The sequence below is a fragment of the Streptomyces sp. NPDC088350 genome, assembly GCF_044753545.1.
Classification (GTDB): Bacteria; Actinomycetota; Actinomycetes; order Streptomycetales; family Streptomycetaceae; genus Streptomyces.
In genome coordinates this window covers 99807-123966 of the sequence record NZ_JBIVNL010000003.1, presented here as the reverse complement: position 1 = coordinate 123966, position 24160 = coordinate 99807, and the positions used below count along the sequence as shown (strand labels likewise).

Annotated in this window: 20 protein-coding genes and 1 pseudogene; 10 read left to right on the top strand and 11 right to left on the bottom strand. The window is 70.9% G+C overall.

What is annotated here, in order from left to right; translation table 11 throughout:
• Positions 1-201 precede the first annotated feature (201 nt).
• Together ACIQBL_RS10420 and ACIQBL_RS10415 are read left to right on the top strand one after the other, a co-directional pair.
• Positions 202-3300 (top strand): glycoside hydrolase family 2 TIM barrel-domain containing protein, encoded by a 3099-nt coding sequence (locus ACIQBL_RS10420; RefSeq protein ID WP_401939168.1) that lies wholly within the window; start codon positions 202-204, stop codon positions 3298-3300.
• A 156-nt stretch (positions 3301-3456) separates the two neighbouring features.
• Positions 3457-5700, top strand: coding sequence for a glycoside hydrolase family 9 protein (locus ACIQBL_RS10415; RefSeq protein ID WP_401939166.1), 2244 nt, complete (start codon positions 3457-3459; stop codon positions 5698-5700).
• A 68-nt stretch (positions 5701-5768) separates the two neighbouring features.
• Here the strand turns inward: ACIQBL_RS10415 and ACIQBL_RS10410 are convergent, their stop codons facing one another.
• On the bottom strand, positions 5769-6266 hold the full coding sequence (locus ACIQBL_RS10410) for a methylated-DNA--[protein]-cysteine S-methyltransferase (RefSeq protein WP_401939164.1): 498 nt from the start codon (positions 6264-6266) through the stop codon (positions 5769-5771).
• A 137-nt stretch (positions 6267-6403) separates the two neighbouring features.
• On the opposite strand from ACIQBL_RS10410, the gene ACIQBL_RS10405 reads away from it, so the two are divergent.
• A complete protein-coding gene (locus tag ACIQBL_RS10405; RefSeq protein WP_401939163.1) occupies positions 6404-6649 on the top strand; it encodes a hypothetical protein in 246 nt (81 codons plus the stop codon).
• Between the two features lie 3 nt (positions 6650-6652).
• The gene (locus ACIQBL_RS10400) at positions 6653-7030 is read left to right on the top strand and encodes a toxin Doc (RefSeq protein ID WP_043670157.1); all 378 of its coding nucleotides are present in this window, start codon (positions 6653-6655) and stop codon (positions 7028-7030) included.
• A gap of 48 nt (positions 7031-7078) precedes the next feature.
• Here ACIQBL_RS10400 and ACIQBL_RS10395 read toward each other — a convergent pair whose 3' ends face one another.
• Positions 7079-7972, bottom strand: coding sequence for a helix-turn-helix domain-containing protein (locus ACIQBL_RS10395; protein WP_401939161.1), 894 nt, complete (start codon positions 7970-7972; stop codon positions 7079-7081).
• A 148-nt stretch (positions 7973-8120) separates the two neighbouring features.
• On the opposite strand from ACIQBL_RS10395, the gene ACIQBL_RS10390 reads away from it, so the two are divergent.
• From ACIQBL_RS10390 to ACIQBL_RS10380, 3 genes are all read left to right on the top strand, one after another.
• A complete protein-coding gene (locus tag ACIQBL_RS10390; protein WP_401939159.1) occupies positions 8121-9008 on the top strand; it encodes an oxidoreductase in 888 nt (295 codons plus the stop codon).
• Positions 9005-9706: an SDR family NAD(P)-dependent oxidoreductase gene (locus tag ACIQBL_RS10385; RefSeq protein ID WP_401939158.1), complete on the top strand. Its 702-nt coding sequence runs from the start codon at positions 9005-9007 to the stop codon at positions 9704-9706. The genes ACIQBL_RS10390 and ACIQBL_RS10385 overlap by 4 nt, the downstream gene beginning before the upstream one ends.
• A gap of 388 nt (positions 9707-10094) precedes the next feature.
• Positions 10095-11726 carry an RICIN domain-containing protein gene (locus tag ACIQBL_RS10380; RefSeq protein ID WP_401939156.1) on the top strand — a complete coding sequence of 544 codons (1632 nt, stop codon included), beginning with the start codon at positions 10095-10097 and terminating at the stop codon, positions 11724-11726.
• A gap of 66 nt (positions 11727-11792) precedes the next feature.
• On the opposite strand, the gene ACIQBL_RS10375 is transcribed toward ACIQBL_RS10380, so the two are convergent.
• The 4 genes from ACIQBL_RS10375 to ACIQBL_RS10360 all read right to left on the bottom strand — a co-directional run bounded on the left by ACIQBL_RS10375 (position 11793) and on the right by ACIQBL_RS10360 (position 15556).
• The gene (locus ACIQBL_RS10375) at positions 11793-12488 is read right to left on the bottom strand and encodes an alpha/beta fold hydrolase (RefSeq protein WP_401939154.1); all 696 of its coding nucleotides are present in this window, start codon (positions 12486-12488) and stop codon (positions 11793-11795) included.
• Positions 12489-12533: 45 nt separating this feature from the next.
• Positions 12534-13202 carry a cyclase family protein gene (locus ACIQBL_RS10370; RefSeq protein ID WP_401939152.1) on the bottom strand — a complete coding sequence of 223 codons (669 nt, stop codon included), beginning with the start codon at positions 13200-13202 and terminating at the stop codon, positions 12534-12536.
• Positions 13202-14803: a purine-cytosine permease family protein gene (locus ACIQBL_RS10365; protein WP_401939151.1), complete on the bottom strand. Its 1602-nt coding sequence runs from the start codon at positions 14801-14803 to the stop codon at positions 13202-13204. The genes ACIQBL_RS10370 and ACIQBL_RS10365 overlap by 1 nt, the downstream gene beginning before the upstream one ends.
• A 201-nt stretch (positions 14804-15004) precedes the next feature.
• Entirely contained in the window at positions 15005-15556 is a 552-nt protein-coding gene (locus ACIQBL_RS10360) for a hypothetical protein (RefSeq protein ID WP_401939150.1), read from the bottom strand.
• Positions 15557-15880: 324 nt separating this feature from the next.
• On the opposite strand from ACIQBL_RS10360, the gene ACIQBL_RS10355 reads away from it, so the two are divergent.
• Entirely contained in the window at positions 15881-16318 is a 438-nt protein-coding gene (locus ACIQBL_RS10355; protein ID WP_401939148.1) for a protease inhibitor, read from the top strand.
• A 135-nt stretch (positions 16319-16453) separates the two neighbouring features.
• Here ACIQBL_RS10355 and ACIQBL_RS10350 read toward each other — a convergent pair whose 3' ends face one another.
• From ACIQBL_RS10350 to ACIQBL_RS10340, 3 genes are all read right to left on the bottom strand, one after another.
• Positions 16454-16840 (bottom strand): STAS domain-containing protein, encoded by a 387-nt coding sequence (locus tag ACIQBL_RS10350; protein WP_401939146.1) that lies wholly within the window; start codon positions 16838-16840, stop codon positions 16454-16456.
• A gap of 137 nt (positions 16841-16977) precedes the next feature.
• On the bottom strand, positions 16978-17484 hold the full coding sequence (locus tag ACIQBL_RS10345) for a methyltransferase family protein (protein ID WP_401939144.1): 507 nt from the start codon (positions 17482-17484) through the stop codon (positions 16978-16980).
• A gap of 88 nt (positions 17485-17572) precedes the next feature.
• Positions 17573-19075: an MFS transporter gene (locus tag ACIQBL_RS10340; protein WP_401939143.1), complete on the bottom strand. Its 1503-nt coding sequence runs from the start codon at positions 19073-19075 to the stop codon at positions 17573-17575.
• Positions 19076-19198: 123 nt separating this feature from the next.
• On the opposite strand from ACIQBL_RS10340, the gene ACIQBL_RS10335 reads away from it, so the two are divergent.
• On the top strand, positions 19199-20041 hold the full coding sequence (locus ACIQBL_RS10335; protein ID WP_401939142.1) for an alpha/beta fold hydrolase: 843 nt from the start codon (positions 19199-19201) through the stop codon (positions 20039-20041).
• Between the two features lie 449 nt (positions 20042-20490).
• Here ACIQBL_RS10335 and ACIQBL_RS10330 read toward each other — a convergent pair.
• A pseudogene (locus ACIQBL_RS10330) lies at positions 20491-20610 on the bottom strand (helix-turn-helix domain-containing protein); the annotation flags it as partial.
• Positions 20611-20788: 178 nt separating this feature from the next.
• Between ACIQBL_RS10330 and ACIQBL_RS10325 the strand changes: the two are divergent.
• Positions 20789-21226 (top strand): VOC family protein, encoded by a 438-nt coding sequence (locus ACIQBL_RS10325; RefSeq protein WP_401939140.1) that lies wholly within the window; start codon positions 20789-20791, stop codon positions 21224-21226.
• Between the two features lie 117 nt (positions 21227-21343).
• Here the strand turns inward: ACIQBL_RS10325 and ACIQBL_RS10320 are convergent, their stop codons facing one another.
• The gene (locus tag ACIQBL_RS10320) at positions 21344-24160 is read right to left on the bottom strand and encodes an NHLP bacteriocin export ABC transporter permease/ATPase subunit (RefSeq protein WP_401939138.1); all 2817 of its coding nucleotides are present in this window, start codon (positions 24158-24160) and stop codon (positions 21344-21346) included.

The following is a 24160-nucleotide window of genomic DNA, read 5'->3' as shown; positions in this document are numbered from 1 at the left end:
CCTAGTGCGTCACGCTCCCGCGCGGACCGGAACCCCCACGGCCGCGGGTACCGGTGGTCAAGGGGGAAAACCCGGTCGAAGCGGCGCACGCGGCAGAAGTCCGCCCCCGCACCCTTGACGGCCCGGTGTGGCACCCCGTCAGAATCTGTTCGGTCACGATCAGTTGTGAGTACTTCTGGGCCCTGATGAGGGAGAGCCGCCATGACGGTCACTCGCAGATCGGTTTTGATCGCTTCCACGGCCGCGCCGACGGCCGCATCACTCCTGGCCGCCCCGGCCGCACACGCCGCCGGGACCCCGGCGGGCGCCTCCGGCCGCCACACGGTCGCGCTGCGCGACGGCTGGCGCTTCGCGCTGGTCAACCCGGGCGGCATCACCGACCCGACCGGCGCCTACGCCGACGCCGCCGCACCGGACTACGACGACTCGACCTGGCGCCAGGTCGCGGTCCCCCACGACTGGAGCATCGAACAGACCCCCACCACGGCCTACGGCACGACCAGCGGCACCGGGTTCCTCCCCGGCGGCCTCGGCTGGTACCGGATCGCCTTCACCCTGCCGCCGGCCTTCGCGGGCAAGCGGATCTCGGTGGAGTTCGACGGCGTCTACATGGACTCGTACGTCTACTGCAACGGCACCCAGGTCGGCCAACACCCCTACGGATACACGGGGTTCGCCCTCGACCTCACCGACCTGGCGTACACCGACGGCACCACGGAGAACGTCGTCGCGCTGAAGGTGCGGAACCGACTCCCCAGCAGCCGCTGGTACTCGGGCAGCGGCATCTACCGCGAGGCCCGCCTCGTCATCACCGAACCGGTGCACGTGGAGCGCTGGGGCACGTACGTCACGACCCCCGACATCACCGCCGAGCGGGCCGTCGTCCGCGTGCTGACAGCCGTGCTGAACGAGTCGGGCACCGCGAGCGAGGTGGAGGTCGGATCGAGGGTCGTCGACCCCGGCGGCCGGACGGTGGCCCGCGCCACCTCCACGGTCACCGTCGCCGACCGCAGCACCGCGACCCATGAACTCACCGTCCCCAAGCCCAAGTTGTGGGACATCGAGACCCCGGACCACCGCTACACCCTGGAGACCGAACTCCGTGTGGACGGCAAGCGGGTCGACACCCACCGCACCCTCTTCGGCATCCGCGCCTACCGCTTCGACCCGGACGAGGGCTTCTCCCTCAACGGCACCCACACCAAGATCAAGGGCGTCGACCTCCACCACGACCAGGGCGCCCTCGGCTCCGCGATCAGCCTCGACGCGGTGCGCAGGCAGTTGACCCTCATGAAGTCGATGGGCGTCAACGCCTTCCGCACCTCCCACAATCCGCCCTCGCCGCAAATCATCCAGGTCTGCGAGGAGTTGGGCATCGTGATGATGGTCGAGGCCTTCGACTGCTGGCACACCGGCAAGACGACCTACGACTACCACCGGTTCTTCGACGACTGGTGCGAGAAGGACGCCACCGAGATGGTCCTCGCCGCCCGCAACTCGCCCGCCGTCGTGCTGTGGTCCATCGGCAACGAGATCACCGACTCCACCACCACCGCCGGGCTGGCCATGGCCGACCGCATCATCGGCGCGATCAAGGCGGCGGACGACACCCGCCCGGTGGTCATCGGCTCGAACAAGTACCACGGCGTACCCGCCAAGGGCTCCGCCGCCGACCTCATGCTCGCCAAGCTCGACGGACTCGGCCTCAACTACAACACCGCCAAGTCCGTCGACGGCCTGCACGCCGCCTATCCGCACCTGTTCCTCTTCGAGTCCGAGTCCTCCTCGGAGACCTCGACACGCGGCACCTACCAGGAGCCGGAACACCTCAACACCGGCGAGAACCACACCCCCGGCAGGCGTGCCACGTCCTCGTACGACAACAACCTCTCCTCCTGGACGATGAGCGGCGAGTACGGCCACAAGAAGGACCGGGACCGGAAGTGGTTCGCGGGCCAGTTCCTGTGGTCGGGCATCGACTACATCGGGGAGCCGACCCCGTACGACGTCTTCCCGGTCAAGGCGTCCTTCTTCGGCGCGGTCGACACGGCCGGCTTCCCGAAGGACATGTACCACCTCTTCCGCAGCCAGTGGATCAGCGAACCCATGGTCCACCTGGTACCGATGACCTGGAACCACGAGCCGGGGGACACCGTCGAGGTCTGGGCCTACGCCAACGTCGACACCGTCGAGCTGTTCCTCAACGGAAAGTCCCTCGGGACAAGGGAGTTCGACACCAAGACGACCACCGACGGCCGTACCTACCTGGAGACGACCGAGCCCACCGGCGACGACAAGACCTTCACCACCGGCCCCTACCCGGGCAGTTACACCAGCCCGAACGGCAGCGCGGGCAAACTCCACCTGACCTGGGAAGTGCCCTACGAACCCGGCGAGTTGAAGGCGGTGGCGAGGAGCGGGGGGAAGGTCGTCGCCTCGGATGTGTTGCGTACGGCGGGAGCCGCGCACGCCGTCCGCCTCACCGCCGACCGCGAGTCCCTTGCCGCAGACGGACGTTCACTGGTGTTCGTCACCGCGGAGGTCGTCGACGCCCATGGTGTCGTGCTGCCCGACGCCGAGGATCTGATCGCCTTCGAGGTGAAGGGCGGGTCATTGGCCGGCCTGGACAACGGGCGGGAGGAGAGCGCCGAGCGCTATCAGGCCAGTACGCGAACCGCCTTCCACGGCAAGGCACTTGCGATCGTGCGGTCCGGTACGAGGGCGGGCACGCTGAAGGTGACGGGGCGGGCGGAAGGGCTGCGGTCAGGCACGGTGACCGTACGGACGACACCCGGCCGGGACGTGGCCATGACGTCGGCGCCGCGATGCGAGGCGGATTACCCCGCGCCGCCGAACTACCCGTACGCGGACGCCAGTTACTCGGGCCGCCCCGACACGCTCCCCGCCGCCGTGCTGGACGGGGACCCGGCCACCGGCTGGTCCAACGCCTTCGCCAAGGCGGCGACGGCCCTGCTGCCGGCCTTCAGCGGTGCGCGCGAGAAGGACTGGGTGTCGGTGGACTGGGGGAGGGTGCGGTCCTTCGACCGGGTGGAGGTGTCGTTCACCGTGGACGCGACACACAGTCTGCCCGCCGCGGTGGCGGTGGCCGTGTGGGACGGTCTCGCGTGGGTGCCGGTCGAGGGGGCCGCCGTCGACTGGGCCACGGCCTCGGACAGCCCGACCGTCGTCACCTTCGACCCCGTGCGCGGGTCCCGGTTGCGGCTCGCGCTGACGAGCGGTCGTCCGGGGGTGGCCCAAGGGGCGGTGCGGATCAGCAAGGTGGAGGCTCCGGCCGGGTAGCGCGCACCCTTCGCCGCGGTCCGGACGGGAAACTGGCCTGTCCGGACCGTTGACGGGATGTCATGTCTCGAACAGCATGACCAGCGTCCGCATCTGGGAGCGCTCCCACCGCACACGGCACCGGAGCGCGCCCCCACCTCCCCGAGGAGCCCAGACGTGAAACGACGCAGAACGGCCCTGCTCGCCGCCACGGCCCTCCTCGCGGCGGCGCTCACCGCCCTGCTGGCCGGCCCGGCCGGGGCCGACGAGGTCGAACAGGTCAGGAACGGCACCTTCGACACCACCACCGAACCCTGGTGGACGACGAGCAACGTCACGGTCGGCCTGTCCGACGGGCAGCTCTGCGCGGACGTGCCGGGCGGCACGACGAACCGCTGGGACGCGGCCGTCGGCCAGAACGACATCACGCTGGTGAAGGGCGAGTCGTACAAGTTCGCCTTCACGGCGTCCGGTGCGCCCGAAGGGCAGGTGGCGCGGGCGATCGTCGGGCTGTCGGTGGCGCCGTACGACACCTACCACGAGGTCAGTCCCGAGCTGAGCGCGTCGGGCAACTCCTTTGCGTACACGTTCACTTCGCCCGTCGACACCACGCAGGGGCAGGTGGCCTTCCAGCTCGGGGGCTCCACCGCGGCCTGGCGCTTCTGCATGGACGACGTGTCGTTGCTGGGCGGGGTGCCGCCGGAGGTGTACCAGCCGGACACCGGGCCGCGCGTGCGGGTGAACCAGGTCGCGTACCTGCCGAGCGGGCCGAAGAACGCCACGCTGGTGACCGGGTCGACGGCCGTGCTGCCCTGGCAGTTGAGGAACGCGGCGGGTGCGGTGGTCGCGCACGGGCGGACCGTGCCGCGCGGCGTCGACGGGTCCTCCGGGCAGAACGTGCAGTCCATCGACTTCGGCTCGTATCGGGGGCGCGGCGAGGGCTTCACGCTGGTGGCGGACGGGGAGACGAGCCGCCCGTTCGACATCGGGACGGCCGCCTATGAGCAGTTGAGGCTCGACTCGCTGAAGTACTACTACACGCAGCGCAGCGGCATCGGGATACGCGACGACCTGCGCCCCGGGTACGCCCGCCCGGCCGGTCACCTGAACGTCGCTCCCAACCAGGGCGACGCGCACGTGCCCTGCCAACCCGGCCTGTGCGACTACACACTTGACGTGACCGGCGGCTGGTACGACGCGGGGGACCACGGCAAGTACGTCATCAACGGCGGTATCTCCACGTGGGAGTTGCTCAGCACCTACGAGCGCTCACTGCTGGCCCGCACCGGACAGCCGGCCACACTGCGCGACGGGACGCTCGCCATCCCGGAGAGCGGCAACAAGGTGCCGGACGTACTCGACGAGGCGCGCTGGGAACTGGAGTTCCTGCTGAAGATGCAGGTACCGGACGGGCAGCCGCTCGCCGGTATGGCGCACGACAAGGTCCACGACGAACAGTGGACCGGGCTGCCGCTGCTGCCGAGCCAGGACCCCCAGAAGCGTGAACTGCACGCCCCGACCACGCAGGCCACGCTCAACCTCGCGGCGACGGCGGCACAGGCGGCGCGTCTGTACCGGCCCTACGACCGGGAGTTCGCGGCGAAGTCACTGGCCGCGGCGCGGAAGGCGTGGGCGGCGGCACTCGCACACCCCTCGGTGTACCCGGACCCGAACGACGGCACCGGTGGCGGCGCGTACCCCGACGACAACGCGACCGACGAGTTCTACTGGGCGGCGGCCGAGCTGTATCTGACCACGGGGGAACGGCAGTTCGCGGACCACGTCGTCAACTCCCCCCTCAACACGGCCGACATCTTCGGCAGCCTCGGCTTCGACTGGGCGCGGACGGCCGCACTGGGCCGCCTCGACCTCGCGACCGTCCCCAGCCGGCTGCCCGGCCGGGACGGGATCCGCCGCTCGGTGACCGAGGGCGCGAACACCTACCTGACCACCCTGCGAACCCAGCCCTACGGCATGCCGTACGCACCGCCCGGCAACCTCTACGACTGGGGATCCAACAGCCAGATCCTCAACAACGCGCACGTCATCGCCACCGCGTACGACCTCACCGGCGCCTCGAAGTACCGCGCCGGCGCACTCCAGAGCATGGACTACATCCTCGGCCGCAACGCCCTCAACATGTCCTACGTCACCGGCTACGGCGAGGCCGACTCCCACAACGAACACAGTCGTTGGTACGCCCACGAACTCGACCCGAACCTCCCGAACCCGCCGAGGGGGACCCTGGCGGGCGGCCCCAACTCGTCCATCCAGGACCCGTACGCACAGAGCAAACTCACCGGCTGCGTCGGGCAGTTCTGCTACATCGACGACATCCAGTCGTGGTCGACGAACGAGACGGCGGTGAACTGGAACGCGGCGTTGGCGTGGATGGCTTCGTTCGTGGCGGATCAGGGTTGACGTCCACGCGCGACCAGGTCCCTCGGCCGTGCCTCTGAAGGACCTGGCTTCGCCGGTCCAACTCCTCGTCAGCCCAGCATGGGCTGCAGCGCACCCTCGTGCGTCAGCAACCGCACCTTGCGCTCGACCCCGGCGGCGTAACCCCGCATCGAACCGTCCGCGCCGATCACCCGATGGCACGGGCGCACCAGCAGCAGCGGATTCGCGCCGATCGCCGCGCCCAGCGCCCGGATCCCGGTGCGTGGAACTCCCAGCCGCTCGGCGAGGGCGCCGTATGTCGTCGTGGTGCCGTACGGGATCTCGTCGAGGGCCTGCCACACGCGCTGTTGGAACGCTGTTCCCGCGGCGGCCAGCGGGAGTCGGAAGCGGGTGAGGTGTCCGGCGAAGTACGCGGACAGCTGCCGGGTGGCCTCGGTGAAGGCCGGGTCGTCGCGTCGCCGGTCGGGGCCGATGAGCGGGTGGTCCGGCAGGGAGAGGGAGGTGAGGGTGGTGCCGGTGGGCGACTTCTCGCCGGTCAGGAGCAGTTCGCCCAGGGGGCTGTCGGTGAGTGCGCAGACGGTGGTCATACAGACGAGTCTGCTCCGGGACGGCGGCCGGGTCCGGCGGGATTCGGACAGGGCGTTGGGACCCGCCCGGTACCGTCCAGGGGGCCGCTTGACCTGGGGGTATTTACGGGTAAGTACCCGCGCGGTACCGTGTGGTCATGCCAGCTCTCAACGTGGAGTTCAGCGATCGCGAGCTTGAGGACCTGCGGCAGATCGCCAAGGAGCGCGGTACGTCCATGAAGGCCCTTGTCCGGGAGGCGGCCGCTGCCGACATCGCCCGGCACCGGGCGTTGCAGGAGGGCGCGGAGGCGTTCCGGCGGTTCTTCGCGACGCACGCCGACGAGTTCGCCGCCGCGTTCCCCGAGGACGAACCGTCGGCCAAGGGCGAGGGGCGGGTCGCCTGACGCATGCCCACCGTCATCCATATCGACGTGCCGTGGCTGCTCCAGCGCCATGAGGAAGTCCTGCCGGACCAGCCCACCATCAACGACTTCTCGGCGTTGGTCGCGGCCGTCGCCCGGCACCGCGTCGATCCGCCCCGCCTCGGCGTCGACTCCGACCCGGCCTGGCGGGCCACCGCCCTGCTGCACACCCTCGCCCTGCTCAAGCCCCTGCCGTCGGCCAACGCCCGCTTCGCCTGTGCCACCGCGGTCGCCTACATGTTCGTCAGCGGCGTCGGCATCGATCCGCCCTACGGCGCCCTCGTCGACCTCGCCCGCGACCTGATCTCCGGCAAGACGGACGTCTACGGCGCGGCGGACCGGTTGCGGTCCTGGCAGATCTGACGCGGAGGTCTGACGGGAAGGTCCGACGGGGAGGTCCGACTGGTGGATCTACCGGTCCTCGTCGAGTCGGGCGCCTTCCTCCCGGGCCCGGGGGCCGTCCTCGCGCGGGGTGTTGCCGGGCGCGACCAGGCTGCCCAGCAGCCCCAGCAGTTCCGCGCTGCGGCTGCCCGGCTCGGCGTGGAAGACGACCAGGCTCAGCGCCTCCGTGCCCGGGATCTCGAACTTGTTCGACCGCAACTCGAAGTCGCCGACCAGGGGGTGGCTGAGGAGACTGGTCCGGCCGAGCATCGGCCGTACCTCGTGACGGCTCCACAGCAGCCGGAAGCGGTCGCTGCGGACGGACAACTCGCCGACCAGCTCGACCAGTCGTGGATCGTCGACGTCGGGCCCGATGTGGCTGCGCAGCGTCGCCACGCCCTCGGCGGTCAGCTCCTCCCAGTCGCGGCGCAGCTCCTGCTCGGCCGGGTCGAGGAACACCGCCCGCATCAGGTTCACACCCGGCGCGTAGTTCGGGGAGAGCGCCCGGCACAGGGCGTTGGCCGCGAGGCAGTCGGTGAACCGGTTCTGCACGTACGCGGGATGGCCGGCCCATGTGTCGAGCAGCTCGCGGACGCTCGCCGGCACCGCCTCGGGGCGCCTGGCGCGTCTGCGGGACACGGCCGGCCGTTCCGGCTGCGCCAGGCCGATCAGGTGCGCGGTCGCGGAGGCGTCCAGGTGCAGCACGCGGGCGAGTGCCTCCAGCACCTGGAGGGAGGGGTTGCGGTCGCGGCCCTGCTCCAGGCGCAGGTAGTAGTCGGAGCTGATGCCGGCCAGCAGGGCGACCTCCTCCCGGCGCAGCCCCGGCACCCGGCGCAGTCCGCCGCCGCTCAGACCCACGTCCTCGGGGCGGACCCGCTCACGGCGGGCCCGCAGAAACTCGCCGAGCGCGTTCTTGCTGTCCACACCCACCACCGTAGGTCCCCATCCCCGGAGGTGGGTGTCCCTGTCACTACCAGGAACATCCGGGTACTGCCTGCTCAGCCGGTACGGGCGCAGAGTCGGTGGCGGGACGAACAGTCCCCACGCAGCTTTCAGCGAAAGGCGCGCCACCATGGCCGACATCGTTTCCGGCGGCACCCTCACCCCCGCCGAGGGCCTCACCCTCACCCGCATGGGATACGGCGCCATGCAACTGGCCGGCCCCCATGTGTTCGGCCCGCCGAAGGACCGCACCGAAGCGGTGGCCGTCCTCCGCGAGGCCGTCGAGCGGGGCATCACCCACATCGACACCAGCGACTTCTACGGCCCCGTCGTCGTCAACGAGATCATCCGGGAGGCCCTCCACCCCTACCCGGACGACCTGCACATCGTGACCAAGGTCGGCGCCCGGCGCGGCCCCGACGGAAGCTGGATCATGTCCCGGCACCCCGAGGACCTCAAGGCGCAGGTGTACGACAACCTCCGCAACCTCGGGCTCGACGCGCTCGACGTGGTGAACCTCCGCGTGGGCACCCAGGACACCCCCGACGAGGAGCCGGTCGGCGACAAGTTCGGCGCGCTGGCCGAGTTGCAGAAGGCGGGGCTGATCCGGCACCTCGGGCTCAGCGCCGTCTCCGCCGCCCAGTTGACCGAGGCCCAGGCCATCGCCCCCGTCGTCACCGTCCAGAACCTGTACAACCTGGCCAACCGGCAGGACGACGCCCTCGTCGAGCGGTGCGCCGCGGAGAACATCGCGTTCGCCGCCTACTTCCCCCTCGGCGGCTTCACGCCCCTCCAGTCGCAGGTCCTGTCGGACGTGGCCGCGCGCCTCGACGCCTCGCCCCAACAGGTCGCCCTGGCCTGGCTGTTGCAGCGCTCGGCCACCACCACCCTCATCCCCGGCACCTCCTCCCGCGCCCATCTGCGCGAGAACATCGCCGCCGCGGACCTGGCGCTGCCCGCCGACGCGGTCACCGAACTCGACGCCATCGGCAGGCGGTCGGAGGACTCCACCGTATGAGCGTCGTCCTCGTCACCGGCGCCAACAAGGGCATCGGCCGGGCCACCGCCCGCCGGCTGCGCGAACTCGGCCACACCGTCTACCTCGGCGCCCGCGATCCCGAACGCGGCCGGGCGGCGGCGGACGAACTCGGCGTCGCCTTCGTCCAGTTGGACGTCACCGACGACGCCTCCGTCACCGCGGCCGCCGCCGAACTGACCCGAGCGGAAGGGCATCTGGACGTCCTGGTCAACAACGCGGGCACCGCCGAAGGGGATCCGAAGCCCGAGGACGCCACGGCCGGGGACATGCGCCGGATCTACGACGTCAACGTCTTCGGCGTCGTCCGCGTCATCCACGCCTTCCTGCCGCTGCTGCGGGCCGCCGAGGCACCGTCGATCGTCAACGTCACCAGCGGCCTCGGCTCGTTCGGCACCGTCGGCGACCCCGCCCGGCACGAGAGCACGTATCCCACACCCGTCTACGGCTCCTCGAAGGCGGCGGTGAACATGCTCACCGTGCAGTACGCCAAGGGCCTGCCCGGTATCCGGGTCAACGCCGTCGACCCCGGCCTCACCGAGACCGACCTGCACGGACAGAGCGGTGCCGGGATCCAGCCGGTGGAGCTGGGCGCGGAGCCCGTCGTACGGCTCGTCGGTCTGGGGGCCCAGGCGCCCACCGGCACCCTCACCGAGCGGGCCGGGTCCATGCCCTGGTGAGATGAGGGCGAGGGTGGGCCGCCCCCGCCCTCGGGGCCGCCGACCGAGGGCGGGAGGAGCAAGGTCGGCGGCCGTTTGGCGCGGGAGAGCCGCCGTCCAGCGCGAGGCCTCCGAGAAAGGCCGATTCCAGTGGACCGCCATGTGCCGTGCGCCGGGAGCGTGCGAGGCGTACCGGCGTGTGCGTGTGCTTCACACGGGGCGCATGGAAAGTCGAAAGCCGGTGCGAGTGAACCGAGTTGCCACCGCGTGTGACTTACTTTCAAAGGTGAGGATGTTACCCAAGTGCCTTGTTGGGTTCGGTGGGTTGTGCAAGGGTGAAACACCCGCGCGGGGGTAATGCCCGGGGCTCATTGACCTGTTGATGAACCGAATCCGAGGAATCCACTCCGTGTCCATCCCTCACCCGCCTCGTCCTCCTTACCCGCCGCCGGACGGCGGGGCACCCGAGGAATCCGACGAGACCCTGGCCGCCCGGCTGCGGGGCCGTCCGGAGGGCGAGGCCGCTCATTCCGTCGCGCTCCTCATGGCACGGCACTGGCAGCCGGTCCAGGATTACGCGGCCATCTGTCTCGCCGCCACCGGCAGCGCCCCCGCCATGGCCACGGCAGCCGCCTTCCATCAGGTGTTCGACCGGCTGACGTTCGGCGAACACGGTGTGGCCCTGCGCCCCCGGCTGCTGCTGACCGTGCGTGACACGATCCGGGAGTGGTCCTCGGAAGAGCGAATATCCGGTGTTCTGCCCGACCTGGAGAAACCCTCCGGGGGCCGCGCCATCCGTGTTGCCAAGTCCATGACAGCCGAAAATCGGAAGCTCGCCGAGCGGTCTTTCCAGACCCTTCCGCCACTCGCCCAGTGTCTGCTCTGGCACACCGAGGTCGAGGCCGAGTCGATAATGGTGCCGGCGGCACTGGTCGGGATGGATACCGACAACGCGTCGGCCGCTCTCCAGCAGGCGCACGAAAAATTCCGCGAGGGCTGTGTACGCGCCCACCGGGAACTCGCGCCGACCCAGGATTGCCGCTTCTACAACCGCCTCCTCGACGTCCCGATTCGACGCGGCGGCGCACTGCTGCCGGATGTCCAGCAGCATCTGGCCCAGTGCCGCTACTGCCGATTCGCCGCCGAACAACTGAGTTATTTCGAAGGCGGCCTGGGAGTCCTCCTCGCGGAGGCGGTGCTCGGCTGGGGAGCCCGCCCCTACCTCGCGTCGCGTCCCGGACGCGCCCGGCACGACGCGCGTACGAAGACCGCCTCCCGGCACGGCGGACGCGGCGGCGGAGGCTCGGGGCGACACCGTCTGCTCTCCCGGATCCCCGCGCCCGGCCGCCGTATCGTCGACGCGGCCCGGTCGGCGAGGTCGTCCCGGTCGCTGTTCGTCGGCGTCGGTCTGATCGGCGCCGGAGCCCTCGCGATCGTCCTCGCCGTCAGCCTCTGGCCGGACCACGGCGGCACCGCCGACCCGGTCGCCTCCACCAGTGGGAGCGGCGGTTCCGGACACGTGTCATCGTCGGCGCCCGGCACGGCCCGACTGCCCACCGCGCCCCAGCGGACGAGGCTGCGCAACGCCGCCGCCGACCTGTGCCTCGACATCCAGGGCACCCTGAAGGCCGGCGCCGACACCGTCCTGGCCGCGTGCTCGTCGGCGAAGAGCCAGGAGTGGTCGTACGAGACCGACGGGCTGCTGCGCAGTGTCGCGAGCCCCGGGCTGTGCCTGGACTCGCACGCGGACGCCGGTGTCGTCGTCCTCGGCACCTGCGCCGACGCGAAGGCCAAGCGCGGCAACGATGTCCGCTACGACCTCACCGTGCAGGGCGAGTTGCTGCCCCGCTGGGAGTCCGGGCTCGCGCTGACCTCCACCACCAAGGACGCGGGCGCCGACGTCGTCCTCAAGATCCGCGACGGCTCCGCCACCCAGCGCTGGCTCACCGACTCGGTGTCGGCCAGCCCCGGTTCGCTGTCGATCGCCGGCACGGGAGGCCCGTCACCGCGCCCCGCGAGGATCGCGGACCGGCTCGGCTGACGACCGCCGCGCCGAGGTGGGAGACGCGGGTCCGTGCCCTCGCGGGGGAGCGGACCCGCACCCGCGTCAGGAGCGGGCGGTCGACTCGTCCAGTATTCGGGCCAGTTCACGCGGCCGGGAGAACATCGGCCAGTGGCCCGTGTTCATCCGGACCAGCTCCCAGCGTCCGCTCGCGACCAGTTCGCCCACCGGGCCCATCAACTCGTGGCCGTCGAGCAGGCACTTGATGTAGGTGCCCGGCAACGCGGCGAGGGGGCGGGACAGGACCGCCGGTTCGGTGAGGGTGGCGCCCGGGTGCGGGGTCCCGTCGGTGACTATGCGGGCGATCTGCTCGTCCGTGAGGTCCTGGCCCGCGTAGTCGGCCGGGTCCAGGGGCGGCCAGCCGCCGTCGTTCTCGGCGAGGGACTTCCTGACGTGGTCGCTCGGGAAGCCGTCCAGGAACGACGTGCCGTCGACCGGCACGTTCGCGTCGACGAACACCACCCGGGCCAGCCTGCCGCCGATCCGCTCCGCCGCCTGGCCCACGGGCACACCGGCGTAGCTGTGCCCGACGAGGACGACGTCCCGCAGATCGAGGCGCTCGACCTCGTCGACGATGTCCTGGACGTGGGTCCGCTGTCCGGCCGGAACTCCCTGCTTCTCCGCGAGCCCGGACAGCGTCAGGGGGTGCACCTCGTGCCCGGCCCCGCGCAGCTCGGTCACCACCTCGTCCCACGCCCACGCACCGAGCCACGCGCCCGCCACCACAACGAATCGAGTCATGGGGCAAACGTAGACGGCGGGTCTGACAACGGCCCTCCGGGACGATCAGACCGCCCGCGCGACCGCCCGGACCGGCGCGCCGTCGGCCCCCGGCAGCCGCAGCGGGAACAGGAACAACTCCACGTCCGGGAGGCCCACCACCCGCTCCAGACCCGTGAGGTTCTCGGCGATCACCCCGCCCGCCCCGCACAGCACCCGGTGGGCGGGCAGGGCCAGGTCGGCTGCCTCGTCGCCGGGTTCGGGCGTCGGGTCGACACTGAGCGCGTCGACCGCGACCGTACGGACGCCCGCCGCGACGAGGGCCTCGGCCGCCTCCGGGGTGAGCCACGGGTGGGCGAGGTAGTGGTCGGTGCCCCAGTACGCCGACCAGCCCGTGGCCAGCAGCACCGGCGAGCCCGGCCGCAGCCCGCGCAGCGCCGGCGCGAGCAGTTCCGGTGTGATCGGCGCACGGGCCGGCAGTCCCCGCACGTCGGCCACCACCGCGTGCCCGGCGAAGCGCTCCAGAGGCAGTTCGTCGAGGCGGGGCCAGGCGTCGTCCACGTGGTAGGGGGCGTCGACATGCGTGCCCGACTGCGAACCCAGGTGCAGCTGAAGGACGTTGACGCCGTCGCGGGGTACGCGCAGGGCCGGAGTGACCTCTACCGCCGGGTCACCGGGATACACGGGCATCCCGGTGACGACGGGCACCGACAGGTCGATCCAGGGGGACGGCATCAGCTGCCCTCGGTGGCCAACGCGGGCGCCTCGGCGGCGGACTCCGCACCGGGGCCGGTGATCGGCGGCACCGGGACCTCGACGGTGCGGGCCAGCCGCGCGCCCTCGGGGCCGTACACGGCGCGGGGTTCGGGGAACATCCTCAGCAGCGTCAGGAACAGCACGGCGGCCACGGCCAGCGACAGCGGCAGGCTGATGTCGACGCCGTTGGCCAGGTCGCCGAGCGGGCCGACGAACTGCCCCGGGATGTTGGTGAACAGCACACCGACCACGGCGGCCACCCACCAGGCGGTCATCCCGCGCCAGTTCCAGCCGTGCGTGAACCAGTAACGCCCGCCGCGCTGACGGCGGTTGAAGACCTGGAGCGCGTCCGGGTCGTACCAGCCGCGCCGAGTGTAGAAGCCCAGCATCATGACGACCATCCACGGTGTCGTACAGGTGATGATCATCGTGGCGAAGGTCGAGATCGACTGCACGAGGTCGAGGCCGAACCGCCCGATGAAGATGAACGCGATGGACAGCACACCGACCAGTAGCGTCGCCTGCACCCGCGACAGCCGGGGGAACACCGACGAGAAGTCGAGCCCGGTGCCGTAGAGCGAGGTCGTGCCCGTCGACATGCCGCCGATCAGGGCCAGCAGACAGACCGGCAGGAAGAACCAGCTCGGGGAGATCGCGAGGAGTCCGCCCACGAAGTCGGGGGCGGCCGGGTCGACGTACTTGGGGGCCTTCGTGGCGATGATGCTCGCGGTCGCCAGGCCGAAGACGAACGGCAGCAGGGTCGCGACCTGTGACAGGAACGCGGCCCCGACCACCTTGCGGCGCGGGGTGTTCGCGGGGATGTAGCGCGACCAGTCGCCGAGGAACGCGCCGAACGACACCGGGTTGGAGAGCACGATCAGGGCCGCGCCGATGAACGACGGCCAGAACAGCGACCGGGTCGCCGCGTCCGCCGAGGCGGTGAAGACACCGGCGTACGACGGGTCGAAGTCGCCGGCGAAGGCGATCGCGCCGAGCAGGAACAGGACCGTCGCGGACGTCACGGCGATCTTGTTGACGAACAGCATGAACCGGAAGCCGTAGACGCAGACCGCGAGGACCAGTCCGGCGAACAGGGCGTACGCGACGACGTACGACAGCGTGCTCTGCTCCAGGCCGAACAGCCGGTGCGCGCCGCCGACCAGGGCGTCGCCGGAGCTCCACACCGAGATGGAGAAGAACGCGACGGCGGTGAGCAGGGACAGGAACGAGCCGACGACGCGGCCGTGCACGCCCAGGTGCGCGGAGGAGGCGACCGCGTTGTTCGTGCCGTTGACCGGGCCGTACACCGCCATCGGGCACAGGATCAGCGCGCCTACGACGACTCCGAGCAGCGTGGCCGCGAGGCCCTGCCAGAAGGAGAGGCCGAACAGGATCGGGAAGGCGCCCAGGACGCAGGTGGAGAAGGTGTTGGCGCCGCCGAACGCGACCCGGAACAGGTCGAGCGGGGTGGCGGTGCGGTCCGCGTCGGGGATGCGCTCGACGCCGTAGGTCTCGACCTCGGTCAGGGACTGGCTCGGCGCGGCGGGGGAGGGGGCGGGCTGCGTGGACGAGGGGGACAAGGGGGCTCCAGCGGGGGACGGCGGTGGAGCGCGTTGTGGCGCGGTGGCGGCGGACGGCCGTTCACGCGCGCGGGGTGGGCGGAGTGAACGGATGCCGTCCTCAAGGTGTCTGCCGACGTTAAGGCGGGCCGCAAGACCCGCACCAGAGGACGGTTCATCCATCTTCCGTGCCGTGGGTGGAGGAATCATCCACCCCTGTTGCTATGCGCTGTCGCCCGGAGTGTCCTCCGGTTCGGCGTCGGGGCCCTGGGCGCGGACCCGCTGGACGTGTTCGAGGGAGTCGCGCAGTTCGGTGAGCCAGTCGTCGGTGTGGCGCTGGACGAGGCGGACGCACCAGGCGAGGGCGTCGCTGCGGCTGCGGGCCACGCCGGCGGCGATGAGGGTGTCGAGGACCTGGCGCTCGGGCTGGCGCAGCCGGGTCATGACGGGTGCCGCGATGTGGGTGAACAGGGAGCGTTCCCCGGCGCACTCCACGCCCCACGAGACCTTCCTGCGGAACCGGTGCTCGGCCTCGCGCGCGAGTGCGATCCGGGTCTCCCGGGTGCGCTCGCGGAATTCCTGTACCCGGCCCTGGACGGCCGCCTCCTTCTCGGCGTCCGAGACGTCCTCGGCGAGCTTGGGCGCGGGGATGCGGCCGATCACGGTGACCTCCTCGCGGTCGACCGTGACCTCGACCAGTTCCTCGAACAGGTCGTCGGGCAGACGGCCGGTGAACCAGCCGCGAAGCTTCTCCTGCTGCTCTGTCGTAATCATGTAATGACGATTACTCGCGAGCGGAGCGAACGCAAGGGGCTGCGGCGGAGTGCGCCGAGAGCGGAAGCGGAATGTTTCGGGACTGTTTCAGGACGATTGGCGAGCGGGGGTGAACCGGCCATCCGGCCTGATGCGACGATCAAGAACCCCATGGTTCCGGGGTTCGCGCGTTCGAATTCTGTGACTTCACGCCACTGATTCAATACGCAAGGTTACTGAAATCTGTGGGTGGGATGTGTGTTTCCGCGACGGACTCGGCAGAGTGGCGCCCGCCGGTCCGGCACCGACCGAGCGGGACCGGCATCTAGCGGAAGGATGCACACAATGCGGAACACCGCGCGCTGGGCAGCGACCCTGGGCCTGACGGCCACCGCCGTCTGCGGGCCCCTCACCGGCACCGCCCTCGCCGCCCACGGCGCCAGCCCGTCCGCGCTCTACGCCCCGTCGGCCCTGGTGCTGACCGTGGGCCACGGCAACGACGCCGCCATCGTCACCCCGGAACGCGCGGTGACCCTCACCTGCGCGCCCACCTCCTCCGGCACCCACCCTGCCGCCGCCAAGGCCTGTGCCGAACTGCGCGGCATCGGGGGCGACTTCGACGCCCTCACGGCCCGCGACGACGTGCTCTGCAGCAAGCTCTACCGCCCTGTCGTCGTCACCGTCGACGGTGTCTGGCAGGGCAGGCGCGTCTCCTACGAGCGCGTCTTCTCCAACGAGTGCGTGAAGGACTCCTACGGATACGGAGGCGTCTTCACGTTCTGAGAGACCGGGGTCGCACGGTCTCCGTGAGCACCAGGGAGGGTCCGTAGCTGGGGAGTGCGCGCCCCTGTCACGGAGTACCGCGATCCCGCACCAGGGGTCGGCCGGGCAGTGTGGGGCTGCCCGCCGGCCCCTGCGTCATTCGGGTCCGCGAGGAGGTCCGGGAGGTGCCGGAAGCTCGCGGAGCGGCGGGAAGCGGCCGAGCAGTCCCGAGGCGCGCAGCAGTCGGTCGATGCGCGGCCCGTCGGAGACGACGCGCAGCCGGCCGCCGCGTTCCCTGGCCCGCCGCTCCGCCCGGCACAGCACCCGCAGCCCCGAGCAGTCGAAGAACTCGACGAGCCGCAGATCCACCAGCACGTCGGGCTCCGCGACCGCGGTCGCCGCGTCCAGGTGCTCGGTGACGAAACCGGCGGTCGCCATGTCGATCTCCCCCGAGACCTCGACCACCGTGAAGGGGCCGCTCGACCGTGTACGGGCACAGGAGTTGGCCGCAGGCCTGTCGCGTTCGTCGGCTTCCGCTGTCATGGCCGCTCCACCTCGGCATGGGGCGCATTCGATCTCGGTAGCTACCCCGGTGAAGGCCCGTGCATCCCTCGACTCGCCGCGCGCAAGATCTGGTTCACTCGACATGGTGAATTCCGGTCCGAAAGGTTGACTTTCTGTCAGTAGGCGGTCGTGTCGGGGTCCCGGGGTGGCGATCGCGGCCACCAACCGGGCACCTCCTCGCGGTAACGGTCGTAGTCGGCGCAGAATCTGCGGGCCAGGTCGGGCTCCTCGTACCAGCGAGTGAACGCCCACATCAGCAGCCCCGCGCAGCCGCCGTACCCGAAGAGGACCGGCCGTGCGAACAGCAGGGCCTCGCCCGCGATCGTCGCGACCACCGCCACGTACATCGGGTTGCGGACGTACCGGTACAGTCCGCCCACGACCAGCCGCTCCGTCGGTGCGACCGGCGCCGGGGTGCCGAGTCCCTCGGCCATGAACCGCGCGAAGGCCGACAGCAGCACGACCGCGCCGGCCGTCAGCGGCACGAGGCCGAGCAGTCGCAGCGGCGGCCACCAGTCACCGGCCCGCCATCCGGTCAGCCACCACGGCAGCAGTACGGCCACGGTGCCGGGGGCGAGCGCCAGGAAGAGCGAACTGCCCGTTGCCGCCGCCGATCTGCGCATACGACCAGCATGGCGCCGAAGAGGGGCCGCCGTCTCCCTGCGGACGGCGACCCCTCGGTCTCTGCGGCTCAGCCTCGGGTGGCGCCGATCACATGTGGACGACCGGTGCGGCGTCCGCGTCCTGCTGCGGAACCCCGCGGCGGTAGAGCGCGAGCGCGATCAGCGTGCCCGCGGCGAAGAAGCCCGCCGACCACCAGAACGCGGTGGTGTAGCTCTCGATCGTCGCCTGCGCCTGGACCAGCTTGCTGGACGCGTCCTTACCGGCCACGTAGTCCGTCGCGGCACTCGCGGCCAGCGTGTTCAGCAGCGCCGTACCGACCGAACCGCCCACCTGCTGCATGGCGTTGACCGTCGCCGAGGCGACACCCGCGTCCTCGGCGGCCACCCCGCCCGTGGCGAGCTGCATCGCCGGCGGCATCACCATGCCGAGGCCGGCGCCGATCACGATCAGCTGCGGCAGCACATGGGTCGCGTAGGACGAGCTGACCCCGATGCCGGTCAGCCAGGCCATGCCGACCATGGCGATGGCGAAGCCCAGCGGGATGATCGTCTTCGGGCCGAGGCGCGGCACCAGGACCGTGGTGCCCACCTGCGCCATGACCATCAGGGCGCCGATCATCGGCAGGAACGCGACACCGGTCTTGGTGGGGCTGAAGCCGAGGTTCAGCTGGAGGTAGTAGGTGAGGAAGAGGAACACACCGAACATGCCCGCGCCGGTGATCAGCACGGTGAGGAACGAGGCGCCCCGGTTGCGGTCGAGCAGGATGCGCAGCGGCAGCAGCGGGTGCGCGGCGCGGTTCTGCCACCAGGCGAAGGCCGCCAGCAGCACACCGCCCACGATCAGGAAGCCCCAGGTCTGCGGCGAACTCCAGTCGTGCGTCTCGGCGTTGGAGAAGCCGTAGACGAGGGAGAAGAGACCACCAGCGACCAGTACCGTGCCCGGCATGTCGAGCTTGGAGTCCGCCGCGTCGCGGTGGTTGGAGAGCAGGACCCAGCCGCCCGCGAAGGCGACGAAGGCGATGGCGACGTTGACGTAGAGCGTCCAGCGCCAGTCGAAGGCGTCGGTCAGCACACCGCCGAGCAGGAGCCCCACCGCACCGCCGGCGCCGGCGATGGCGCCGTAGACGCTGAAGGCCCTGGCGCGCTCACGGGCGTCGGTGAAGGTCGTGTTGAGCAGCGAGAGCGCGGCGGGGGCGAGCAGCGCGCCCGCGACACCCTGGAGGGCGCGTGCCGTGACCAGCATCTCGAAGCTGGTGGCGGCACCGCCGAGCGCGGAGGCGGCGGCGAATCCGACGACACCGACGAGGAAGGCGGTCTTGCGGCCGAACAGGTCCGCGATCCGGCCGCCGAGCAGCAGCAGGGAGGCGAACGCCAGGGCGTACGCGGTGACGATCCACTGCCGGTTGCCGTCGGAGAACCCGAGGTCCTTCTGGGCCGACGGGAGGGCGATGTTCACGATGGTGGCGTCGAGGACCACCATCAACTGCGCCACGGCGACGATCGCGAGGATCCACCACCGCTTCGAGGAGGCCGCGGGCTGCGCCTCCTCGGCACCCGACCGGGTGTCTTCGGTCAGAGTCTTCTGGGACATCGGGAACCACTCCAGGGAAGTCGTTCGGGGTTTACCAAAACGTAAACGAAACGGTTTCGTACACATCGAGACTAGAGCACATTCAGCGAAACGGCAACGTTTCGCTGAGGAGGGAGACCAGGCATGCGCAGTGGCGTGTTCGACGCCCAGGGTGCCGGGCTGCACTACGAGGTGCGCGGTACCGGCCCGGCGCTGTTGATGATCAGCGGGGCCGGGGGAGACGCCGGCTACTACTCCGGCATCGCCGGGATCCTTTCCGACGCCTTCACGGTGATCTCGTACGACCGGCGCGGCAACTCGCGCAGTACCGGCCGGTCGGAGACGCCGATGGACCTCGCCGTGCAGGCCGCCGACGCCGGCGCGCTCATCGACGGCCTGGCCGGTGGGCGGGCACTGGTGTTCGGCAACAGCGGGGGCGCGATCATCGGACTCACCCTGGCCGCGCTGCACCCGGAGGCGCTGGCGGGCCTCATCGCCCACGAACCGCCCGCCGTGAACGTCCTGCCCGACGGCGACCCCGGACGCGGCTTCTTCGCCGAACTGGCCGCACTGTACGAGCGGGGCGGGGCACCCGCGGCGGGCCGCCGGTTCGCGGAGACGACCCGCGGCGAGGGGACGTACCGCTGGCCCGGCGACCTCTGGCAGCGGTTCCTCGGCAACCAGGACCACCTCTTCGGCACGGAGTGGCCCGGCTTCGCCGGCTTCCTGCCCGACGAGGCCGCGCTCAAGTCGGTCCCGTTTCCCGTGGTGTTGGGCGCGGGTGCGGAGGACCGCGGTACGTACTACGCCCGGCCGTCGATCGAGATCGCCCGGCGGATCGGGGTGCCGTGGGTCGAATTCCCCGGCATCCACATGGAGTTCCTGCGCGATCCCGGCCGATTCGCGGCTGCGGTACGGGTGTTGGCGACCCAGATGCACAGTCGTGCGGGCGACGTGCCGGACCTCTGGGAGGGCACCGCTCGGTGAGGCCCGAGCAGCTCCGTGACCAACACCCGCCGCAGCCATGCCCGGTAGGCGTCCCGCGTCCAACCCTGGTGCCTGCGCGGGAGTTGATGCGTGTGGGGTGAGGCGAGGGCGTAGAGCGTGTCGGCGGCGGTGCGCGCGTCGAGGCCCGGGCGAAGGGCCCCGCGCTCCTGAAGTGCCGTGGCCAGGGCCAGATGCACGCCGTACGTCGCCTCGGCACCGGCGTCCGCGGACGCCCGCATGTCCGGGTCGGCGCCGGCCGCCTCGACGGTCACCATGATCAGGTCACCGGCGCGCTCCAGCAGGTCGGTCGTCCGGTCGACGGTACGGCCGATCGCGCGCTCGGGATCGGGCTCGCCCCGGATCTCCAGGGTCTCGGGGCGCTCCGGCACGGCGACCGGCTCCTCGTCACCGGCGATCGCGACGCCGAGTGTGTGCCCGTACAGGGCGGCCTTGGCGGGGAACGCGTCGTACAGCGTGCGCTCGCCGACACCGGCCAGCGCCGCGACCTCCTTCATGTGCGTGCCGGTGTACCCCTTCTCCGTGAACAGCCGGGCAGCCGCGTCCCGGATACGGGCGCGGGTCGCCGCTGCCGCCTCGGCGTGCTTGGCCGAGCGGTACGGCCGTTACCGGTCGCTCGTCCGGTTGCTCTTCTGGTTGACGGGGTCGGGCATGGGGAGGAGTCCAGAAGTAAATCGTCGCAGTCGTACTGCGGTGAAATGAGCCGGGGCGATGAGGAGTGTGAGCGTCATGCCGGAGCTCGCCGGAATCCACCATGTGAAGCTGCCCGTCACCGATCTCGACCGCTCGCGCGACTGGTACGGGCGGGTGCTCGGCTTCAAGGTCACCCATGAGTTCCCGGACGCGGACGGCGTCGTGCGCGGAGTGGCGGGGGAGGTGCCGGGACTCGGCGACACGGTGCTGTGCCTCCGGGTCAACTCCGAGGCGGCGCACGGCTGTCAGGGCTTCGACCCGGTCAGCTTCGGGGTCCGGGACCGGGCCGACGTCGAGGCCTGGGCCGCCCGCCTCGACACCCTCGGCATCCCGCACTCGCCGGTGATCGAGGCCTCGATCGGCTGGCTGCTGGTGTTCAACGACCCGGACGGCCTCGATCTGCATCTGTACAGCTGGGCGGCGCATGGGGTGGATCACGGGGATGTCCCGGGGTACGGCCGCCCGGTCGCCTGAGTGGGAGTGTGTCCGGGGAGAGGCACCGGCCCGGCGACGAGACGGTGGAGGCGTGCGGTGTGAGCCGGCCCGGCGCGCCCGTGCCCGGCTCGGACCGATCCACGCCGGGCCTACCCGTCACGCCATCTGCCGCCGCACCAACTCGTGCAGCCGACCACCCGTGTCCGCCAACAGCTGTGCGGGCGAACCCTGTTGGGCGACCTTGCCGTCCTCCATGACGACCACACGGTCGGCGTCCAGCACCGTCGACAGGCGGTGCGCGATGACGATCCGGGTGGCGTTGAGGGCCTTCGTGCTCTCGATCACCGTGCGCTGGGTCTCGTTGTCCAGGGCGCTGGTCGCCTCGTCGAAGAAGAGGATGCGCGGCCGGCGGATCAACGCCTGCGCGATCATGAGGCGTTGACGCTGGCCGCCCGACACCGCGCCGCTCCCGGAGACGATCGTGTGCAGGCCCATCGGCATCCGCTTGATGTCCTCGGCGAGCCCCGCCATCTCCGCCGCCGCGATCGCCTCCTCCGGCGTGAACGGCTCGGTGCCGCAGATGACGTCCAGGACGGAACCGGTGAACGGCTGCGCGTGCTGGAGCACGACCCCGCACTGCCGCCGTACCGCCGACTGGTCGAGGGCGCCGAGGTCCTGGCCGTCGTAGAGGACGCTGCCGGAGACCGGTTTGTCGAAGCCGATGAGGAGCCGCAGCAGGGTGGACTTGCCGCAGCCGCTGGGGCCGACGATCGCCACGAACTCGCCCGCGCGGGCCTCGAAGGACACGTCGTCGAGGACGAGCGGGCCGTCGTCGGTGTACCGGAAGGACACCCGGCGGGCCTCGATCGTGCCGGACAGTCGGCCGGGGCGGGTGCTCGCGGTGCGGACCTCGGGGGCCGCTTCCAGGACCGGTCTGATCTCCTCGAACAGTGGCAGTGCGGACACGGCGGAGACGAAGGCACCGGTCAGTTGGGTGACGGAGGTCAGGACCATCGTCACCGACGTGTTGAAGGTGAGGAAGGCCGCCGCCGACATCGAGCCGCGCGCCGGGCCCGCGAGGAGCATGAACATCAGCAGGGTGCAGATGGGCAGGTACACCGCGCCCATCACCGTGGTGAGGTTCTTGATGCGGCCCACCTTCTGCTGAAGCTCGCGGCTGCGCGCGAACTCCGACGCCCAGGCCGCGTAGGCGTAGTTCTCGGCCGCCGCCACGCGCAGCTTGGGCAGGCCGCGCAGGGTCTGGAACGCCTGGTTGTTCAGCCTGTTGCCGAGTACGACCAGTTTGCGCTGCCAGCGCACCTGCCACAGGCCGAGCGCCAGGAACACGGCCGCGATGACGACGAGCATGCCGATCGCCGAGAGCGCCATCGAGGGGCTGTACCAGAAGAGGAGCCCCAGGTTCATGGCGCCGACCGTCACCGACTGGGCGACCACCGGGCCAACTCCCGCCAGCAGACGGCGAATCGAGCTGATACCCATGGCCGCGCTCGCCAGTTCACCCGTCGAGCGCTCGGTGAAGAACTTCGTCGGCAGCCTCAACAGGCGGTCCCAGACGGCCGGTTGGAGGGTGGCCTCGATACGGCCCTCCAGGCGGAGGATGGTGAGGTTCTCCAGCAGCATGAAGGCCGCCGCGACCACGCTGGTGACCATCACCGCCAGACAGACCTGGACGATCAGCCCCGTCTGGGCCTTCGGCACGAACTCGCCGAGCACCTTTCCCGTCGCGATCGGCACCAACGCCCCGATCGCGACCGTCACCAGCCCGCTGATCAGCAGGTTCGACAGGTCGCCGCCAGTGCCCCACATGCTGAACCGCAGCAGCCCGAGCGGGCCGAGCCGGCGCTCGGGCAGTGGACGGTAGAACATCACCGCGCGCGGCTCGAACTCCTCCGCGTTCGCCTTCTCGATCGGGGTCTCGCGGCCGGTCGCCGGATGCACGGCGACATAGCCGCCACGCCGCCACAGCAGCGCGACCGGCGCCCCGGACAGCGCCCGATGGCCCACCAGAGGGCCGACGTTGTCCCGCCACCAGCGTCCGTCGAGACGGACGGCCCGCACACGGAGCCGTGCGGCGAGGGCTATGCGCTCGACGGGGTCGAGGCGGTCGCTCTCGCCGCCGCTCTGCGCGGGTTCGGCGAGGGTGATGCCGGCCGCCTCGGCGACCACCTTGCAGGCCGCGTAAGAAGCGTCGGCGTCGGCCGCCGTGGTGCGTCGTCCCGAGGACTTGCCGATCGACGCCAGCAGCGTCCGGTCGGCCTGCGCGCGGACCGCCTCACCGGCCTTGATACCGGCGGCCGTTCGCGTCTCGTGCGTCCGCTCCAGCTGCTCGATCCACTTGTCCAGCGTGGACAGCAGCCGGTGCTGCTGATCGACCATGCCCTGCCAGACACCCGGGTCCATCAGCAGATCGGCGGCGGCCTCCGCGCCGTACAGCGAGCCGTACTGCACGCTGCCCGGCGGCACCTGCATCCAGAAGACGTCGTCGTCGGTGAGCGCGGCGGCCCGTTCGGAGGCCATCGGGGCCTGGAAGAGGAGGGAGAGACCACGGCCGACACCGAGGGCGAGGGCGTGTTCGAGCGGGCTCGAAGTCGGGGGCACGTACTGGGGGTTGCCGTACTCGTCGTACGACCAGGTCTGGGTGTGCGCGGGCTGGTACAGCTCGCGCAGGCCGATGCGGTGGACCACGCAGTCCCGCAACGGGCGGGCCACCAGGGTGTGCTGGGGTCCGGCGACCGGGCCGAGCAGCAGTGAGCCCGCTTCCAGGCGGCCGAGGTGGTGCCAGTGGCCCTGCTGTACGGCGTCCACCGCGAAGAGGTCGATGGCCCCCGACGCGACCAGCCACAGCACCTGCGGGCCTTCGAGGTCGAGGCGGCCCAGTCCGGCGCAGTCGATCGGCGTGCCCAGGGTTCCCAGCGCGCCGAGGACCAGGTCGCCCTCGTGAACGGACGTCAT

What these genes read in the sequence shown, in the direction of transcription:
- ACIQBL_RS10420 (WP_401939168.1), top strand. Translation starts at nt 202, where the DNA reads ATGACGGTCACTCGCAGATCGGTTTTGATCGCTTCCACGGCCGCGCCG.
- ACIQBL_RS10410 (WP_401939164.1), bottom strand. Translation starts at nt 6,266, where the DNA reads ATGACCACCGTCTGCGCACTCACCGACAGCCCCCTGGGCGAACTGCTC.
- ACIQBL_RS10405 (WP_401939163.1), top strand. Translation starts at nt 6,404, where the DNA reads ATGCCAGCTCTCAACGTGGAGTTCAGCGATCGCGAGCTTGAGGACCTG.
- ACIQBL_RS10400 (WP_043670157.1), top strand. Translation starts at nt 6,653, where the DNA reads ATGCCCACCGTCATCCATATCGACGTGCCGTGGCTGCTCCAGCGCCAT.
- ACIQBL_RS10390 (WP_401939159.1), top strand. Translation starts at nt 8,121, where the DNA reads ATGGCCGACATCGTTTCCGGCGGCACCCTCACCCCCGCCGAGGGCCTC.
- ACIQBL_RS10385 (WP_401939158.1), top strand. Translation starts at nt 9,005, where the DNA reads ATGAGCGTCGTCCTCGTCACCGGCGCCAACAAGGGCATCGGCCGGGCC.
- ACIQBL_RS10375 (WP_401939154.1), bottom strand. Translation starts at nt 12,488, where the DNA reads ATGACTCGATTCGTTGTGGTGGCGGGCGCGTGGCTCGGTGCGTGGGCG.
- ACIQBL_RS10370 (WP_401939152.1), bottom strand. Translation starts at nt 13,202, where the DNA reads ATGCCGTCCCCCTGGATCGACCTGTCGGTGCCCGTCGTCACCGGGATG.
- ACIQBL_RS10360 (WP_401939150.1), bottom strand. Translation starts at nt 15,556, where the DNA reads ATGATTACGACAGAGCAGCAGGAGAAGCTTCGCGGCTGGTTCACCGGC.
- ACIQBL_RS10355 (WP_401939148.1), top strand. Translation starts at nt 15,881, where the DNA reads ATGCGGAACACCGCGCGCTGGGCAGCGACCCTGGGCCTGACGGCCACC.
- ACIQBL_RS10350 (WP_401939146.1), bottom strand. Translation starts at nt 16,840, where the DNA reads ATGACAGCGGAAGCCGACGAACGCGACAGGCCTGCGGCCAACTCCTGT.
- ACIQBL_RS10345 (WP_401939144.1), bottom strand. Translation starts at nt 17,484, where the DNA reads ATGCGCAGATCGGCGGCGGCAACGGGCAGTTCGCTCTTCCTGGCGCTC.
- ACIQBL_RS10340 (WP_401939143.1), bottom strand. Translation starts at nt 19,075, where the DNA reads ATGTCCCAGAAGACTCTGACCGAAGACACCCGGTCGGGTGCCGAGGAG.
- ACIQBL_RS10335 (WP_401939142.1), top strand. Translation starts at nt 19,199, where the DNA reads ATGCGCAGTGGCGTGTTCGACGCCCAGGGTGCCGGGCTGCACTACGAG.
- ACIQBL_RS10325 (WP_401939140.1), top strand. Translation starts at nt 20,789, where the DNA reads ATGCCGGAGCTCGCCGGAATCCACCATGTGAAGCTGCCCGTCACCGAT.
- ACIQBL_RS10320 (WP_401939138.1), bottom strand. Translation starts at nt 24,160, where the DNA reads ATGACGTCCGTTCACGAGGGCGACCTGGTCCTCGGCGCGCTGGGAACC.